We start from the raw sequence: 17,069 nt of genomic DNA, 5'->3' as shown, positions 1-17,069 counted from the left end.
GAGGTTTTGATCTTTTCTTTGTATTGCTTTTGCCTTGTTGCGCGCTCGTTACGAAATAAGCCTGTTTTCGCGCTTTTTTCGAAAGTCCAGGTTTAAGCGCGCCGTCTTCGTGCATGGATCGTTGCCGTTTTCTGGCGACGATCCATGCGAGTGGCCCTGCGATCATCACCCCTCCGGCACCCGCCGCACCACAGTCCACTCCCCCGGGTCGCGCTCTGCCAGCTTGATCATCTCCCGCGCGCCCGCTTCGAAATGGCCACCCGCATAATCGGGTTGGATCGGCAACTGCCGTCCGCCACGATCCACCAGCACCGCCAACTCGACCCGCTCCGGGCGTCCATAGTCGAACAGGGCGTTCAAGGCGGCGCGGATGGTGCGTCCGGTGAAGAGCACGTCGTCCACCAGGATCACCTGTCGGCCATCGATGGACATGGAAAGATCCGTGGCCCCGACCACCGGATTGGGGGCGATGGTACGCAGATCGTCGCGATAGAAGGTGATGTCGAGATAACCGATGGGGATCTGGCGTCCCAGGGCTTCGTCCAGACGGGCACGCAACAATTTGGCCACCACCGCCCCACCACGTCGGATGCCGACCAGAACCTTTTTCTCCGGTTGCGAAAAATCACCGAGAATACGTTCGGCCATGCGTTGGATGACGGCTCGGGTATCGTTGGCCGACAACAGGATCTCTTCGCGAAAGGGTGTGGCGGACATCGGCGGTCCCCCCGGTTGAAAGGATGAGGAGGCTGTTACGGCCCCACCTTACACCAGAGGCGAGGGCGTCGGGAAGGGATGGCAAGTGACGGCCTGGTAATCTGGAATCTCTCAATGACGGCCATGACGAAATTGAGACGATATGAGACCCACTGTGGCAAAATCATGACAGTGTGGCCCGAATCCCCATGGCAGGATGGACACACCCGAAACATGGCAAAAATGGCGCGAAAAGAGACAATTCCGGGCTCTTGAAAGATTGGCCCACCAATTGCTTTATAAGATGGCAACCGCGGATGAAACGGGTCAAGAGCCAGACAAATCGAGGGCTTGAGACACGGTAACCAAATAAAGTGTAACAAAAAGGAAACAGATTCGATTTTTCGCTTGACAGGTGATGGGGAGATCCGATATAAGCCATCACATCAACACTGTGACACTTTCGCAACAGAGTGTTGCAAAAGAGACAAAACACAAAGATCCCGGTTTGGCCGGGGCATAACTGGCAACGAACTTTGGAGAAAAAGAACATGAAAAAATCCATCCTTTTGGGTGCTGCTGCCCTGGCCGCCGTCGCCCTCGCCGCTCCTCAGGCCGCTGATGCGGGTGAGGTCAAACTCGGCGGTTACTACCTGTTCCGCATGGTCTCCACGGACAACACCCCGACCGATGTCGCCGGTGACGAGAATGCCAACTTCTGGGCCCAGCGTCTGCAACTCAACGTGGACATGAAAGCCAGCGACAAGTCCCATGCCCACATGGTGACCCGCGTCCTGGATGGCAAGGTCGTCGAGGGTTCGGATCAGATCTTCGGTGGCGCCGCCGCCGCCGGTACCGGTGCCCTGGGCGCCGCCGACTGGCAGGTCCGTCAGCTGTGGTTGGAGACCGAAGCCTGGGGTGTGGGCCTGAAGGTCGGTAACATGCCGATCGCCCTGAACGATGGCCTGCTGGTGGACAACGATGTCACCTCCTATGGTACCATCCTGTTGGCCAAGAATTTCGGTGGCGTCACGGTCGTGGCTGCCGATGTCAAGGTGGACGAGGGCTATGCCGCCGCCGTCGCCGCTCAGGCCGCCATGCCGATTGACCAGAATCACAAGGATACCGATCTGTTCGTGCTGTCCGCCCTGGGCAAGATCGATGCCTACGATTATCAGCTGACCGGTGCCTATCTGAAGGGTCAGAACAAGTCCACCACCCTGACCGACATCACCGATGGCTGGATCGCCTTGACCCTGTCCACCAAGTTCCAGGGTATCGATCTGGTTGGTACCGCCATCTATGAGACCGGTGCCGATGTTCCGGCGACCGGTGTTGGCACCAAGCAGCTCGAGGACAGCGGTACCTTCCTGGCCCTGCGTGCCAAGGGTGCTGCCGGCTTCGGTGGTTGGAACGGTTATGCCTTCTATGGCTCCACCGACTTCACCTCCCCGCTCGTGCAGAACAACGAAGCCAAGTGGTCCCCGACCTGGGATAGCTCGGGCCCTGGCTCCCAAGACCTGATGCAGCGCGCCCTGACCGGCCTCGCCGGCAACAACTCGGCGACCGCTGGCGGCAACACGGCTGGCTTCTTCTCGAACGAGAGCAACATGTGGGGTATCGGTGCGGGTCTGGCGATCAATGCCGGCGCCTGGACCATCAAGCCGAGCCTGGACTATGCTCACGTGGTTGAGGATTATGATCTCACCAACCGTACCATTCAGGCCAACTACACCAGCGCCTGGGGCGGTACCGTGGGCTTCTCCACCAAGATTCAGGAAGCCACCACCTTCGACCTGTCCGGCACCTGGGTTGACCCGAAACTGTCCACCCGTCCCGCTGCCGTGCTGAATGCCGATGTGATGCACTACATCCAAGCCTCCGTGCGCATGGACTTCTAATCTCCATCGTCACACAAAGCTGGATCTTTTTAAAAAGGGAGGCGGAGCAATCCGCCTCCCTTTTTTTTTGGCCCGCACGCGAGAGGGTTCCAAGGTTGAAGGGGGATCATCGAGTGAGCTTGAGGGAGTCATGCGGAATTTAATGGATGCTCAGGCTGACAGGATGTAAACTGGCATGAAGAAAAAAACCGCGCTTGACCACCAGGGGGGGCCGCTTGACGGAGTATGATTCAGGCTACAAGCATCTTTTCAGCCATGCGGAAATGGTGCAGGATCTGTTGTTGGGGTTTGTCCACGAGGCGTGGGTGGCGCAACTCGATTTTTCCAGCCTCGAGAAGGTAAACGGCAGTTATGTGACTGACGATCTCAAGGATCGTTCGGATGATGTGATCTGGCGGGTCCGCTGGGGCGACAACTGGCTGTACGTCTATCTGCTGTTGGAGTTCCAGTCCACGGTGGACGGATGGATGGCGGTGCGGATGACCGCCTACACGATGCTGCTGTATCAAGACCTGATCAAGTCCGGTCAGGTGAAGAGCGGCGAACCACTCCCGCCCGTGTTGCCCGTGGTACTCTACAACGGGAAGCCCGCATGGAACGCAGCGCAGGATGTCGCGGCGTTGATCGCCCCGGTCCCAGGGGGATTGGAGCGCTATCGACCGAGCATGCGTTATCTGCTCATCGACGAGGTGCGCCATGACGACGCACAACTCGAATCGATGCGCAATCTGGTGGCCGCGCTGTTCCGTCTGGAGAAGAGTCGCAGCGTGAAGGAGATCCGGAGCGCCCTGGCGTGTCTGATCGATTGGCTGAAGGCCCCCGAGCAGTCGAGTCTGCGCCGGGCCTTCACGGTGATGCTGGGCCGGGTACTGATTCCCAAACGCGTGCCCGGCCAAACGGTTCCCGAAATGCGGGATTTACAGGAGGTGGAAACCATGCTAGCCGAAACCGTGCGGGAGTGGACCCAGCAGTGGGAAGAGAAAGGCCTGCAGAAAGGCCTGCAGCAAGGCCTGCAGCAAGGCCGTCAGGAAGGCCGTCAGGAAGGTCGTCAGGAAGGTCGTCAGGAAGGCCGTCAGGAAGGCCGTCAGGAAGGCGAGGCTGCCATTCTGATGCGCCTGTTGCAACGTCGCTTTGGTGTCGTTCCGGAATGGGTCCAAGAGAAAATTTCCCAGGCCGATTCCAATGCCTTGGAGGCGTGGAGCCTGCGGATTCTGGATGCCCAATCCCTGGAGGAGATCTTTGCTACCCGGATGTGAGAGGGTGGGTGATTCCTGAAAGGGTTGGTGCGGAACGTGACGTGTCGGATGATTGGCGGTGATCGATCTGCACGCTTTCCCTTCTATTCCCACACCCCTTCCAACCGCATTCCCCGACCGCGCAGCCAGTCGCCGGCTGACATGCGTCGTTTGCCGGCGGGTTGCAGCTCGGTGATCACGATCGAGCCCTTCCCGCAGGCGACCTCCGGGCCATCCGTGTGGAGCGCGAGGGTTGTTCCAGGCGTTCCGCTTCCCATGCCGAGGCGACACGCCAGCAACTTGACCGCTTGGCCGTCGAGCCTGGCCACGGCGCCGGGCCAGGGGTTGAGCGCCAGAATTCGGCGCCGGGCCATCTCTGCCGAAGCGGTAAAATCGATCGGCTCATCGGCGTTGGTCAGTTTGGCGGCATACGTCACCCCTTCATCTGGTTGAGGCCGTGCCTGGATCTCGCCAGTCTTGAGCCTGGCGATGGTTTGCAGGAGCAGACGCGCGCCGAGTTCGGCCAAGGCATCGTGCAACGCGCCGCCGGTCATGCCATCCGGCAGGGGGATGGACTCCATGGACAGGATCGGACCGGTATCCAACCCCTTTTCCATGCGCATGATGGCCACCCCCGACTCGCTATCCCCGGCCAGGAGCGCCCGATGGATCGGCGCCGCGCCGCGCCATCTGGGGAGCAGCGAGGCATGCACGTTGATGCATCCCTGGGGGGGGAGGGCGAGGACCGCTTCGGGCAGAATCTGACCATAGGCGGCCACCACGATCAGATCCGGCGTCAGGGCGATCAGATCGGCCAGGGCTTCCGGATTCTTGAGACGTTCCGGCTGAAAAAGGGCGAGACCGTGCGCGAGCGCCACCTCCTTGACCGGCGAGGCTCGCATGTGCATGCCGCGTCCGGTGGGTCGATCCGGCTGGGTGAACACCCCCACCACCGAATCCGGGCCGTCAAGGAGGGCCTTCAAGGCGGGCACGGCGAAATCCGGGGTGCCCATGTAGACGATGCGCCAGGGGGTCACGGCTGGATCACTCCGTGTTCTGTTTCTTTTTCTTGAGTTTTTGCAGAATGATGGAGCGTTTCAAGCTCGACAGGTGATCGATGAACAGCACTCCATCCAGGTGGTCGATCTCATGCTGGAAGCAGACCGCCATCACCTCGTCGGCGGCGATGATCACCTCCCGGTTGTGTTGATCGAGCCCTCTGACCTGGATTTGCGCGGCGCGGGTCACCTCGGCGGTGTGTTCAGGCACCGACAGGCACCCTTCGTTCCATTGGATCTCCCCCTCCTTGCGGATGATCTCCGGATTGGCCAGAAAGATCGGATTGCGTTTCCCCTCTTTTTGGCAATACTGCACATCCACCACGATCACCCGTTGCGAAACCCCGACCTGGGGGGCGGCCAGGCCGATTCCCTGGGCGTGATACATGGTTTCGGCCATGTCTTCCATGAGGCGACGTACCGCGTCGGTGACCGCCGGCACCGGCAGGGCCTTGCGTTTCAGGCGGCTGTCCGGGGCGGTGAGAATGGTCATGCGGGCCATGGTTGATTCCTCGGATAAGCTCTCAATAACTTGCATGATGGGGGGAGAACCCCTTCACCCTCCGTGCCATGGACCTCCCTTCGGGAGTTCCATGGTATAACTTGCATGATGGGGGGGAGAACCCCTTCACCCCCCGTGCCATGGACCTCCCTTCGGGAGTTCCATGGTATAATTTGCATGATGGGGGGAGAACCCCCTCACCCCCCGTGCCATGGACCTCCCTTCGGGAGTTCCATGGTATAATTTGCATGATGGGGGGAGAACCCCCTCACCCCCCGTGCCATGGACCTCCCTTCGGGAGTTCCATGGTAAAAATTCAACGGTATCCGACTCCGATTTTCCATGTCAACACAAAAGCGTTCGATCAGAACAGCATCACCATCCGTCCCAGATACCAGGCGTAGATCGCGGGTCCAAAGTGGAGATATCCCCAGGCCGCCAGAGCCAGATAGGGACCAAACGGAATCGGCAGGGAGCGATCCCGTCCCCAGACGAGGATCCAGGTGATGCCGACCACGCTGCCGATCACCGCAGAACCGAAGATGATCAACGGCAACGCCTGCCAGCCGAGCCAGGCGCCGAACAGGGCGACCAGCTTGACATCTCCCAGCCCCATGCCCTCCTTGCCGGTGAGCTTGTAAAAGATCCATCCGAACAGCCACAATCCGCCCCCGCCTGCGGCTAGGCCGATCAGGCTCTCTTGCCAGTTGGCCAGGGGTGGGACGAACCAGGGCGTCAACGAAAGAACGATGCCGACGGCGATGCCGGGCAGGGTGATCACATCCGGCAGGATGTAGTGATACAGATCGATGACGGTCAGGGTGATCAGGGCGTAACCCAGGACGGTCAAGGCGATGCCGGTGGGGGTGAGGCCGAAGCGGTGCAGGGTGGCGGCGGTCAGGATGGCGGCGGTCAGTTCGACCAGTGGGTATTGGATGGAGATTCGTGCCCGGCAGTGCCGACAGCGCGCGAGCAGGATCAACCAGCTCAACACCGGGATGTTGTCATGCCAGGCGATCATCTGCCGACAGTGGGGGCAGCGCGAACGAGGGAAGACAATGTTCTCCTCGAGCGGGATCCGGTGGATGAGCACATTGAGAAAGCTGCCGAAAATCAGGCCAGCGAATGCAAAGATGGCGAGCAGATGCCAGGACATGACGATGCGGTTCCTTGAGGTGGTCACCCATGTGGTCACGATTCAGGCCCCCCCATGGTTGGCGGGGTCCAAGGGCCAGGGGGCCCTGGCGGGAGTTCCATGGTACGCCAGTTTTCGCGTCTTTTGCGAAAATTGGCGCAAGCGCGCGGTCTCATGCGCCCTGAGTCGGTGCCGCTTTTGGGCAACGACTCAGGGCACATGGCACGTCGGCATTAAGCCACCTGGCGGCCCGTTTTTCAGGCCATGTTCGCGGCATCGTTTCGCCAAAGGCGCGAAACGATGCCGCAGCCAAGGCGGCGCGCAGCGTTTTTTCGCAAAAAGCGCGAAAAAACGCTTTTTTGAAGAGCGCGCCAAAAAGCTAAAGTCAAAAGCCAAACCTCGGAGGCTCTGCCTCCGAACCTCCGCCGGGGACCTTCGGCCCCCGGTCCCCCGCAACGGTCCATTCCCAGGCTTGAAGGGACGACGGTTGGTTCCTATACGGCGCCTTTCTCCTTGAGAGCCTTCATGACCGCATTGGCATCCTTGGACATGAAAAGCTGATCGAGCAGCACGAACATCTGCGAACGCAGGGTCTGGAAGGTCTCCATTTCGGCGATGGCCGCCTCTTTTTGTTGTTTGGCCACCATGCCGACCACGGTTCGGGCGGTCTCATGCACCTTCATGTGTACCTTGCCCAACTCCACGAACAACGGAATCGCCCCGAACTTGGCGGTCCCCTCGCTGTCGTACCACTTGCCGAAGGCGCATTCGTGACCGCTGGCCACCTCCTCAGGCTTGAGACGGGCGCGTCCCCGAATGACGTGCTCAAGCTTGCCGAGCCACTTCAGATGGGCATTCTTCACCGCCTGCACGTCGAAGGCCGGCGAGCTGTAGGAGAAACCTTCCTCCCATTTCTTGAGGGCGTCGCTGATCTCCTGGACCACGGTGGTGAGCATGCCGGCGTGATGGATCGAGCCGTTCAGGTACTCTTGCAGGTCGAGGGCCTGGAGGATCTGCTTCTGTACGTTGACCGAGGCGATGTAGATCTCCTCGGAGCCCATCTGCAAGGCGGCGGTGCGTTCCTGAGCGGTGGTGCTCTCCTGGGCGACGTTGGCCGCGCCCATGGCCACGTTGGAAGCGGCGCGGGCGATCTCGGTGGTGCCGGCAGCGGCCTCCACCGCGGCGCGGGCCACCTCCTGGGAGGCCATGGCCAGCTCAGAGGCGTTTCGGGTCACCTCGTCGGCGGCCTGGGTGACGTTGCGCATCGATTGGGCGATGTTGCCCACCGCCCGCGCCTGATCATCCACCGAACGGGTGATCTCCATGTTGGTTTCGGTGATCTGTTGGATCAGCGTGGTGACATCGCGGGTGACGCTGGCGGCCTCGCGGGTTTTCTGCTGGATCTCGCGAGTCTTTTCATGAATCATGCGGGTGGCGTCACCGGTCTGACGGGCCAGCTCCTTGACCTCGTTGGCGACCACGGCGAAACCCTTGCCCGCCTCGCCGGCACCGGCGGCCTCGATGGAGGCGTTCAGAGCCAGCATGTTGGTTTGATCGGCGATGGTCTTGATCATGCCCACCACCTTGCCGATCTCGCCGGCGGCCACGGCCAGCTTGTCCATCACCGCCAGACTGGAGCGGGCGTTGAGATTGGCCTTTTCCGAGCGTTGATCGGCCAGTTGACACCGTTCGCGCACCGCGCCCAGAGAGGTGGTCATCTGGGTCATGGAGGCCGACACCGTGCTCACCGCCTGATTGACCAGGGCGAGGCTGGAGTTGACGTTTTCGATGTTGGCGGTCATCTCCTCGGCGGCGGAGGCCATGGTGGTGACATTGACGCTCGCCTCCTCGGAGGCGGCGGCGATGGAGGAGACGTTGTTGGAAAGTTCATGGGCCACGAAGTTGACGGAGTTGATGTTCTCCTTCACCTCGTCGATCTTGAGTTTCAGTTTTTGGGTTTCGCTGTCCAGATCGTCGTTGAGCTGCAACACCTCTTTGGAGAGGTTCACCGTGCCATGGGAATCCTCGGCCAAAAGTTCCCGCAGCGGGATCAGTTCGTTGACCACCGCGATGACGCTTTCGCCCTGGAGTCGTTGCTGACGCAGGGAGAGGGTGATCTGTTCCGTGACCAGGTTGAATTTTTGCCCGATGAACTCCAGCTCTTCGACATACCCCTCGACGAAGTGGATCTCCAGGTTGCCCTGGGCGTACTCTTCGAGTCGTCCGGAGAAGTCGTTGATCTGGTGGGTGAGAGACCAGTTGCGCCAGCCAAGGAAGAGGAGTCCCGCCAGCACGAGCGCGAGATTGATGCCGACCAGGGTACGCACCGCGACCACCACATTGTCATTGGTTTGGCGCGACTGGGCTGCCATGCGTTGCACGGCCTTGTCCATGGCGGTGAGCAGGACGCCATTCTCTTCGATGACCTTTTTCTTGATCTGCTCCAGGTCGCCGGATCCGGCCAGACCGGACCGGACGTTGCGTTGGAACGACTCCCATTTTTCTGCCGCCGGTTGCAGTTCGGCGAGCACCTCGGCAGAGGGGAGAGACATGGACTCGAAGGTGGTTTGTTCGCGGTTGAGGGTGGCCGGGGCGTTGCCACCGGTCATGAGGGCCTTCAAGGTGAGGTCGAAGACCGACAGACTATCCTCGGCCAGTTTTTTGACCATGTGGTCGCCGGTGACCAGATAGATGAAGAACTCCTTGGTGGCTTTCTGGACCAGCATGCGCTGTCGTCCGGCCAGATTGATGGTGGCCGCGTCCTCGCTTTTGAGTTGCGTGGCAAAGTAGAGATTGCCGATGGACAGAACAGCCAGAAGCATCAACAGCACTCCCAGGATTTTGAGCGAGGCCTTGATGCCGATTTTTTGATCCCAGGCGTGGAGGTTGATTTTTGACGTCATGGAATTTTCCTGGTAAATAAAGATAGACAGGTCGTCGTTTGCCGCCAATCCGTGGCGGGTATGACTCGAAAACGCGGAGTTCCATGCGACACCCGGGCAACCATCCGGACACCATGATTCGGTGTCAGCTCATACCGTGGAATCCCGCGAGGGAGTCTACGGTCGGGGGGTCGGAGTTCTCTCCCCCCGTCATGCAACTATTATAGTCAAAATGGACGCCGCATCAAAAGGAATGCCGATCGAGTCACTCGCAAAAAACGTGACAAAGATCAACAACGACAACTGGACGCTCTGTCACGAATGTGGCGGACCGGCGATCCTGCCACCCACGCCGGTTGGCGGGGTGGCCTGTTGTTCGCGCTGCGGGGCCGAACTGGCGCGTCATCGTTCTGGCGGACTCGAGCGCCCCCTGGCCCTGGCCGTGAGCGGACTGGTTGTCTATTTGATCGCCCTTTTTCATCCTCTGCTCCTCATGAAGCTCGGCGGGCGCACCCTGGGCAATACCCTTTGGGATGGGGTCGCCGCCATGCAGCGCGAGGGGATGAGCGATCTGGCGGTGCTGGTGTTTCTGACCAGCATGTTGTTTCCGCTGATTTGGCTGGTCGGTCTCACCTATGTGCTCTTGCCGTTGCACCTGGGTCGCCGACCCTGGAAGGGCGTTTTGGTGTTGCGCGTGGCGCAGACGGTCAACAGCTGGTCGATGGTGGGGATTTTCATGCTCGGCCTGTTCGTGGCCTACGTGAAACTGGCCTCCATGGCCGGCATGGCGCCGGGCATTGCCCTGTTCGCCCTGTTTGTCCTGCTGATCGTGGTCGCCGCCACCCGCGCCGCGTTCGATCCCCATCAGGTCTGGCAACGGCTGGCGCCCCACGCGCCGCCGGTTCCGCAGGCCCGGAGCGATGCCGCGACCTGGATCCAGTGTCACGTCTGCGGTCTGATCGCCCGTCCCGAGGAGGCGCATGGCCAACCATGTCCGCGCTGCGGGGCTGGCCGGCACTTTCGCAAACCGGACAGCCGCAACCGTACCTGGGCCTTGTTGTGGGCCGCCACCATCCTGTACATTCCCGCCAACCTCTATCCGGTGATGACCGTGATCCGCATGGGGCGCGGACAGCCCGACACCATCCTGAGCGGTGTGAAACACCTGATCGAGGGGGGCATGTGGCTGTTGGCGCTGGTGGTGTTCGTGGCGAGCATCGTGGCGCCGGTGATGAAGATCGTGGTGCTGATGTTCCTGCTGGTCACGGTGGGGAACCGCTCCACCACCCGCTGTCGCGATCGCATCGCCCTGTATCGGGTGCTGGAGGTTTTTGGTCACTGGTCGATGGTGGATGTTTTTCTGGTCTCGATCCTCACCGCCCTGGTCGATTTCGGCGTTCTGGCCCAGATCAAGCCAGGCATCGGCGCCTCCTATTTTGCCGCCGTGGTGGTTCTGACCCTGTTGGCCACCCATGTATTCGATCCCCGATTGATCTGGGATCCCTTGAACGAGTCCAAGCATGAGCACTCCTGATTCCCCGCGCACCCCCCTTTCCGGAACCGATGCTCCGAGCGCCGACGCCGGGATTCCCCTGGCCGTCGTGGAGACGAAACGGGGCAATCTGCAACTGGTGTGGTTGATTCCTCTGGTGGCGATGCTGGTCGGCGCGTGGCTGGTTTACAAAACCTGGTCCGAGGCCGGACCCGGCGTGGTGCTCACCTTCAAAAGTGCCGAGGGGATCGAGGCCGGCAAAACGCGCATCAAACACAAGGAGGTCGAGGTCGGGGTGGTCGATTCGGTGACGTTGAGTCCCGATTTCACCCATGTGCGCGTGCATGCCGCCCTGGTCAAGGGCACCGAGCTGTTCTTGAACAGCGGCGCCAAATTCTGGGTGGTGCGACCGCGTTTGAGTCTGCGTGGCATCTCCGGACTCGGCACCCTGGTCTCCGGGGTGCACATCGAAATGGAGCCGGGTCAGGGCGAGTCCCAGCGGGAGTTCGTCGGGCTGGAGTCGCCGCCGCCGCTGCGTGTCGGCGCGCCCGGCACCCGTTACATCCTGGAGGCGCCCACCCTCGGCTCGCTGGAGGTTGGCGCGCCCATCTACTACCGCGACATCCAGGTGGGTGAGGTGCTCGGTTACGAGTTGAACAAGGATAAAAAGGGGATCACCCTTTCCATCTTCGTTCAGGCCCCCTACAACGCCCTGGTACGCGACTCCACCCATTTCTGGGAGACCAGCGGGGTGGATCTGGTGGTGGATGCGAGCGGATTCCGGTTGCGTTCGAGTTCCGTCACCCGTCTTCTGGTGGGTGGCATCACCTTCGATACTCCGGAGTCCCTCGAATCCGGCACCTTCGCCGCCGAGAACACCCGTTTTCCCCTCTACAAGAGCGAAAGCGCGGTCACCGAGGGTTCCTACACCCACAAGCTGATCTTCGTGCTCTATTTCAAGGGTTCGGTGCGGGGGTTGAGCGTCGGGGCGCCGGTGGAGTTTCGTGGCATTCAGGTGGGCAAGGTGACCGATATCCGTCTGGAGTATGATTTCCAGGAGACCCTCTTCCGCATTCCGGTGCTGGTGCAGATCGAGCCGGAGCGGGTGATCGAGTTTTCCACCAGCGGGGTGAAAACCATTCGCGACGACTCGCCGCGAGAGTTTCTGGAGACCCTGGTCAAACGCGGGATGCGGGCCCAGCTCAAGACCGGAAGTTATCTCACCGGGCAGTTGTTCGTGGAGTTGGATCTCCATCCCGGCGCGCCGCTGAATCTGGTGGGGGGCACGCAGAATCTCCATCCCGAGTTGCCGACCATTCCGACCAGTCTGGACGAGATCACCGCTTCGGTGACCCGTTTTCTGGACAAGATCCAATCGTTGCCTTTGGAGGGGATCGGCAAGGAGTTGCATGAAACCTTGAAGGGGACCAACCGCACCGTCAACGCCCCGGAGACCATGGAGACGATCCGCGCCGCCACAGCGACCTTGACCGAGGCGCGCAATTTGTTGAAAAATCTCAATCTACAGGTCGAGCCCATGGCCAACGGCGTCAAGGGGGCGAGTGGCGCGGCCACTGCCACGTTGCAGCAGTTGGAGGAGACGTTGACCAAGGTGGATGGGTTGATCGGGCCCAAGGCGCCGTTGCATTACGGTATGGTGGAGGCGGTGCGGGAGCTGGCTGCCGCGGCCCGTTCGGTGCGCAGTCTGATTGACTTATTGGAGCGCAAGCCCGAATCCCTGCTATTCGGCAAGGAGAAGGAGGGGGTACGTCGATGAAAAGGGGTTTGTTGGTTACGGGTTCGGTTTTGGTGGTGGTGTTGGGCATTCTGGCCGGTTGTGCGGGTTCGGGGTCGCCGCCGACCCGATTTTTCCTGTTGACCGCCCAGATCGGCCAGGAGGAGGGGAGGGTTGGGATGGATCGCAAGGCCGGCCTGGTGGTGGAGTTGGAGCCGGTGGAGCTTCCCCAGTATCTCAACCGTCCGGAGATGGTGACCCGTGCCGGTGGCAATCGTTTGCAGCTGGAGCGGATGAACCAGTGGGGCGGTGATCTGAAGGAGGACATCGGGCGGGTCACCATGGAGAATCTGGGGAGACTGTTGAATTCCGAGCGGGTGACGTTGTTGCCGGGTCGTTCGGAGGGTGAGCCTGATTTTCGGGTGGTGACGAGCATTCACCGGTTCGAACCGGACGAAACGGGAGAGGTGGTCTTGGAGGCGCGATGGATTTTGTTTGATGGGCGTGGTGGGCAGTTGGAGACCCGGCATGTGCGGATTGTCAAGCGGGCCGAGCGGGCGGATGATCAGGATGCGTTGGTAAAGGCGATGAGTCAGGCGTTGGCGGAGTGGGCGCGGGAGATGGGTGGGGTGATTCAGGCGCGGGGAAAGGGTGGGAGCAAGGGGAGGCGGTAAGGGCAAAGCGCTTCTTTTGTGTAAAGCGCGCGAAGTCAGAGTCACAAGATTAAGAACCTAAAGTCAATGGGCGCTGCCCGGTCCCCGGTGAGAATGTTGATTTCACCATCCTGATCACCAGACGAGAACTTCCGGATTGATCACCCCCTCCACCATTCTGATTACCGGCTGCTCGAGCGGCATCGGACTGTGCGTGGCCCAGGGACTGCGCGCCCGCGGTCATCGGGTCTTCGCCACGGCGCGCCAACACACGGACGTGCAGCGACTCATCGACCTGGGCTTCGAAAGCCATCTTTTGGACCTGGATGATTCGGCCTCGATCCGGCAAGCGGTCAGCTGGACCCTCGCCCAAACCTGCGGCACCCTGGACGCCCTGTTCAACAACGGCGCCTTTGGCCAACCGGGAGCGGTGGAAGACTTGAGTCGCGCCGCGCTGCGGGCCCAGTTCGAAACCAATCTGTTCGGCACCCACGAGTTGACCCGTCTGGTGTTGCCGGTGATGGCCCGTCAGGGCCATGGCCGGGTGATCCAGAACAGTTCGGTGCTGGGTTTTGTGGCGTTGCCCTACCGGGGAGCCTACGTGGCCAGCAAATACGCCCTGGAAGGGTTGACCGACACCCTGCGTCTGGAGTGGCAAGGAACCGGGGTTCGTTTCATCCTGATCGAGCCCGGCCCGATCCGAACACGCTTTCGCGCCAACGCCACCCTGGCCTTCAAACGACATGTGGACGCCGAATCCAGCCGGCACGCGGACCGCTACCAGGCCATGGAGAACCATTTTCGACAAAAAAGCCAACAAGGGGGCGGAGGTTTCTCCCTACCCCCCGAGGCGGTTCTGGCCAAGGTGATCCACGCGCTGGAAAGTCCCAAACCACGCATTCGTTACCGCGTGACCACCCCCACCCATCTGTTTGCGTTGTTGAAACGGCTCCTGCCGGATCGGGTGATGGATGCCATCCTGGCGCGCGCCTGGCTTTGAACCGCCAGGAAAATCCATCCGCGCCCGGAACCATCGGCAGGGCGTCGTCTCTTGCGGTTTGGCCGGGGTTCGCGCATGATGAGAACGACTCGCGCGCCGCGCGATGAATTGGATCGGGATCCACTCTTTCCGCTTGATCGTGACCCCCCGCAAGGGAGGTCCATGGTCGGGGGTGAGGGGGTTCTCCCCCCCATCATGCACATTTGAACACCATCCACGACGGATTGTTCGCATGCTCATCGAATTCAGCGTCAACAACTATCTCTCCTTTTGCGAACGCCAGACCCTGAGCATGGCGGCAAGTAGTAATTATCGGGAAAATCAGGAAAATACCTTTGCCACAGGTTTGGCCCGCATGCCAAAACTCCTGAAATCGGCGGTGATCTACGGTCCCAACGCCTCGGGCAAGAGCAACCTGATCCGCGCCGCGCTGTTCATGTGGGATTTCGTGCTCAACTCCTCCAAGGGACAGGAGGGGGATCCGATCGATGTTTATCCGTTTCTGCTCAACAGCAAAAGTTCCCTCTCCCCGAGCACCTTCGAGATGATTTTCGTCGAAGACGAGGTGCGCTATCAGTACGGTTTTTCGGTGACCCGCGAACGGGTGGTTCACGAGTGGCTGATCGCCTACCCGAGCGGGCGACCGCAACGGTGGTTCGAACGTTATCTGGATGCGGAGAGCGGCAAGGAGGTGTGGAATCTCCACAAGAAATACCTCACCGGCAACCGGGAGGTGTGGCGCGATGCCACCCGCAAGAACGCCTTGTTTCTCTCCACGGCCATTCAGCTCAACAGCGCGGTGTTGCGACCGGTTTTCGACTGGTTCGACAAACGGTTGCGGGTGTTCCGTCCTCATGCGGAGATCAGCAAGGAGTTTTCCGCCTCGTTGTGCAAGGATGCCGAGGGGCGACTGAAGGTGTTGAAATTCCTCAATCAGGCGGACATGGATATCGAGGGGATCCGATTGGAGAGCCGTGCCATGAGCGAGTTGGGCATGGAGGATCTCCCCCCGGACGTGCGTGCTGCCCTGCAAAAAGAGATGTCCAACACCCTGGTCACGGAGATCCGTTTCGAACGCTCCACCGCCGATACCGGCAAGCCGGTGCTTTTGCCCTGGGATGCCGAATCGCGCGGCACCCAAAAGCTGTTTGCCCTGGCCTGGCCGTGGATGAACATTCTGGGACAGGGGCGCGTGCTGTTCATGGATGAGATGGATACCAGCCTGCATCACCATCTGGTCAAGTTTCTTTTTGGTCTGATGCACGACGTGGGCAGCAATCAACAGCGTGCCCAACTGATCAGTACCACCCATGATACCGCGCTCATGGATCCGGGTACCTTCCGGCGTGATCAGTTCTGGATGATGGAAAAGAGCGGCGATCGGTGCAGCGAACTGTATCCCATTTCCGATTTCGACATCGAGCAGGGCGCCCCCTTGCAACGTCGATATCTGGAGGGGGATTTCGGCGCCGTGCCGACGCTCAAGCGGTTCAAGGCGTTGTGACCGCCAGCGCGCATCGGGTGGGCAGGGGAGCGATCCGGACGATCCGCGAGCGTGACGGCGTTTCATTGGAGCGCGTCACCCCCAGACACCCGGCGCGGAATCATTTTCTTGTCGTGGCTCCGGAACCGGCCTTGAGCTATCTGCGGGAAATGGCCGTGGCTTTGGAGATTGATGATAAAATCACGTTTGCGTTTGTGAGCGGTCTGGAGATGGTGGCTTCGGTGTGTTTGGAGTGGCACAAGCGGGCCGGTCCTTTTCAGCGTGCGCATGTGGTGTGGGAGTGGGATGGTGGCGATGTGGCGCGCATGGACTCGGAGTGGTGCGCTTTGGAGGAGGCTGTCTGGGAGCGGATTGCGTTGCGGCCTCGTCCGATCGTTTGTCGTCCGTCGTTTTTGTTATGGATTTTGTGGCATTTCGAGGATGTGGATCCGGATTGTTGTCAGGCCGAAGTTGTGCGCAAGCGGGTGGAGAGTGTGTTGAAAAAGACCGTGGGCGTGCATGTATCCGGGTTGCATGCGCGCACGGTCGGGCATTTGGGCGAGGCGGTGGGGCGTGCCCGGCGGATGAGTCGGTTGCGGCAGGGTGGGGAGATGGATCGTTTGTGGCCGACGGAGGCGGGGACCGATCTGCATGAGTTGGTGTTGTCCTGGTATCGGTTGGCGCGGCGGGAGGTGTAGGAGGCAGGCAACCGTTGTGGGGGATCGGGGCGGCCAGTCCGGACGGTGAATCAGGCTTCAACCGTTGCGGGGGACCGGGGGCCGAAGGTCCCCGGCGGAGGTTCGGAGGCAGAGCCTCCGAGGTTTTGTTTTTGATTCTGCTTTTGACTTTAATTCTTTAGCGCGCTCTTCAAAAAAAGCGATTTTCACGTCTTTATGTGAAAATCGCTTGCGCGCCGCCTTGAAGCCGCCATCGTTTGCGTTTTTGGCAAACGATGGCGGCTTGCCTTGCCTCAAACAGGCCGCCGGAGGCGGTTCGCTTCTCGTGAGCAATGTGCCCCCTCCTTTTGCCCTGACGGGCAACGGATGGGGCACATGAGACCGCGCGCTTGCGCGGTTTTTCGCAAAAGACGCGAAAAACCGCTTATCGTGAAAAGCGCGCGAAAAGCCAAAGACAAAAGCAAAGACAAAACATGAGACCGCGCGCTTGCGCGGTTTTTCGCAAAAGACGCGAAAAACCGCTTATCGTGAAAAGCGCGCGAAAAGCCAAAGACAAAAGCAAAGACAAAAATTTAAAGAAAGGATAAAGTCAAAGGCCAAACCTCAGGGCTTTGCCCCGA

General features: G+C 60.4%; 13 protein-coding genes. 8 read left to right on the top strand and 5 right to left on the bottom strand.

The features are described 5' to 3' along the window. Nucleotides 1–165: 165 nt before the first annotated feature. Nucleotides 166–717, bottom strand: coding sequence for a bifunctional pyr operon transcriptional regulator/uracil phosphoribosyltransferase PyrR (gene pyrR, locus ACOY6C_RS14210; protein ID WP_420906178.1), 552 nt, complete (start codon nucleotides 715–717; stop codon nucleotides 166–168). A gap of 530 nt (nucleotides 718–1,247) precedes the next feature. Between pyrR and ACOY6C_RS14205 the strand changes: the two genes are divergently transcribed. After that, nucleotides 1,248–2,597, top strand: coding sequence for a hypothetical protein (locus ACOY6C_RS14205; protein WP_420906177.1), 1,350 nt, complete (start codon nucleotides 1,248–1,250; stop codon nucleotides 2,595–2,597). 215 nt (nucleotides 2,598–2,812) lie between these two features. Beyond that, nucleotides 2,813–3,853: an Rpn family recombination-promoting nuclease/putative transposase gene (locus ACOY6C_RS14200; RefSeq protein WP_420906176.1), complete on the top strand. Its 1,041-nt coding sequence runs from the start codon at nucleotides 2,813–2,815 to the stop codon at nucleotides 3,851–3,853. An 83-nt stretch (nucleotides 3,854–3,936) separates the two neighbouring features. On the opposite strand, the gene fmt is transcribed toward ACOY6C_RS14200, so the two are convergent. The 4 genes from fmt to ACOY6C_RS14180 form a co-directional block, all read right to left on the bottom strand. Then, nucleotides 3,937–4,869: a methionyl-tRNA formyltransferase gene (fmt, locus tag ACOY6C_RS14195; RefSeq protein ID WP_420906175.1), complete on the bottom strand. Its 933-nt coding sequence runs from the start codon at nucleotides 4,867–4,869 to the stop codon at nucleotides 3,937–3,939. A gap of 7 nt (nucleotides 4,870–4,876) precedes the next feature. Next, nucleotides 4,877–5,392, bottom strand: coding sequence for a peptide deformylase (gene def / locus ACOY6C_RS14190; protein WP_420906174.1), 516 nt, complete (start codon nucleotides 5,390–5,392; stop codon nucleotides 4,877–4,879). Nucleotides 5,393–5,756: 364 nt separating this feature from the next. Further along, nucleotides 5,757–6,548: a prepilin peptidase gene (locus ACOY6C_RS14185; RefSeq protein WP_420906173.1), complete on the bottom strand. Its 792-nt coding sequence runs from the start codon at nucleotides 6,546–6,548 to the stop codon at nucleotides 5,757–5,759. 473 nt (nucleotides 6,549–7,021) lie between these two features. Then, a complete protein-coding gene (locus ACOY6C_RS14180; protein WP_420906172.1) occupies nucleotides 7,022–9,430 on the bottom strand; it encodes a methyl-accepting chemotaxis protein in 2,409 nt (802 codons plus the stop codon). A 259-nt stretch (nucleotides 9,431–9,689) separates the two neighbouring features. Between ACOY6C_RS14180 and ACOY6C_RS14175 the strand changes: the two genes are divergently transcribed. From ACOY6C_RS14175 to ACOY6C_RS14150, 6 genes are all read left to right on the top strand, one after another. Further along, complete coding sequence (locus ACOY6C_RS14175; protein ID WP_420906171.1) at nucleotides 9,690–10,943, top strand: paraquat-inducible protein A; 1,254 nt, start codon at nucleotides 9,690–9,692, stop codon at nucleotides 10,941–10,943. Then, on the top strand, nucleotides 10,930–12,678 hold the full coding sequence (locus ACOY6C_RS14170; RefSeq protein WP_420906170.1) for a PqiB family protein: 1,749 nt from the start codon (nucleotides 10,930–10,932) through the stop codon (nucleotides 12,676–12,678). The genes ACOY6C_RS14175 and ACOY6C_RS14170 overlap by 14 nt, the downstream gene beginning before the upstream one ends. Beyond that, nucleotides 12,675–13,310, top strand: a complete 636-nt coding sequence (locus tag ACOY6C_RS14165) for a PqiC family protein (RefSeq protein ID WP_420906169.1) — start codon at nucleotides 12,675–12,677, stop codon at nucleotides 13,308–13,310. Before ACOY6C_RS14170 ends, ACOY6C_RS14165 begins: the two co-directional genes overlap by 4 nt. A 136-nt stretch (nucleotides 13,311–13,446) precedes the next feature. After that, the gene (locus tag ACOY6C_RS14160) at nucleotides 13,447–14,289 is read left to right on the top strand and encodes an SDR family NAD(P)-dependent oxidoreductase (protein WP_420906168.1); all 843 of its coding nucleotides are present in this window, start codon (nucleotides 13,447–13,449) and stop codon (nucleotides 14,287–14,289) included. A 232-nt stretch (nucleotides 14,290–14,521) separates the two neighbouring features. Continuing rightward, nucleotides 14,522–15,793, top strand: a complete 1,272-nt coding sequence (locus ACOY6C_RS14155) for an AAA family ATPase (protein ID WP_420906167.1) — start codon at nucleotides 14,522–14,524, stop codon at nucleotides 15,791–15,793. After that, nucleotides 15,790–16,470 carry a hypothetical protein gene (locus ACOY6C_RS14150; protein WP_420906166.1) on the top strand — a complete coding sequence of 227 codons (681 nt, stop codon included), beginning with the start codon at nucleotides 15,790–15,792 and terminating at the stop codon, nucleotides 16,468–16,470. Before ACOY6C_RS14155 ends, ACOY6C_RS14150 begins: the two co-directional genes overlap by 4 nt. Nucleotides 16,471–17,069 lie beyond the last annotated feature (599 nt).

This window comes from Candidatus Magnetaquiglobus chichijimensis (assembly GCF_045865675.1).
In the GTDB taxonomy this organism is placed as follows: Bacteria; Pseudomonadota; Magnetococcia; order Magnetococcales; family Magnetaquicoccaceae; genus Magnetaquiglobus; species Magnetaquiglobus chichijimensis.
Note: the sequence above shows the minus strand (reverse complement) of the source record. Positions and strands in the feature narration are given on the sequence as shown.

Coding starts and splice junctions, on each gene's coding strand:
- pyrR (WP_420906178.1), bottom strand. CDS start 717: ATGTCCGCCACACCCTTTCGCGAAGAGATCCTGTTGTCGGCCAACGAT.
- ACOY6C_RS14205 (WP_420906177.1), top strand. CDS start 1,248: ATGAAAAAATCCATCCTTTTGGGTGCTGCTGCCCTGGCCGCCGTCGCC.
- ACOY6C_RS14185 (WP_420906173.1), bottom strand. CDS start 6,548: ATGTCCTGGCATCTGCTCGCCATCTTTGCATTCGCTGGCCTGATTTTC.
- ACOY6C_RS14155 (WP_420906167.1), top strand. CDS start 14,522: ATGCTCATCGAATTCAGCGTCAACAACTATCTCTCCTTTTGCGAACGC.
- ACOY6C_RS14180 (WP_420906172.1), bottom strand. CDS start 9,430: ATGACGTCAAAAATCAACCTCCACGCCTGGGATCAAAAAATCGGCATC.
- ACOY6C_RS14170 (WP_420906170.1), top strand. CDS start 10,930: ATGAGCACTCCTGATTCCCCGCGCACCCCCCTTTCCGGAACCGATGCT.
- ACOY6C_RS14165 (WP_420906169.1), top strand. CDS start 12,675: ATGAAAAGGGGTTTGTTGGTTACGGGTTCGGTTTTGGTGGTGGTGTTG.
- def (WP_420906174.1), bottom strand. CDS start 5,392: ATGGCCCGCATGACCATTCTCACCGCCCCGGACAGCCGCCTGAAACGC.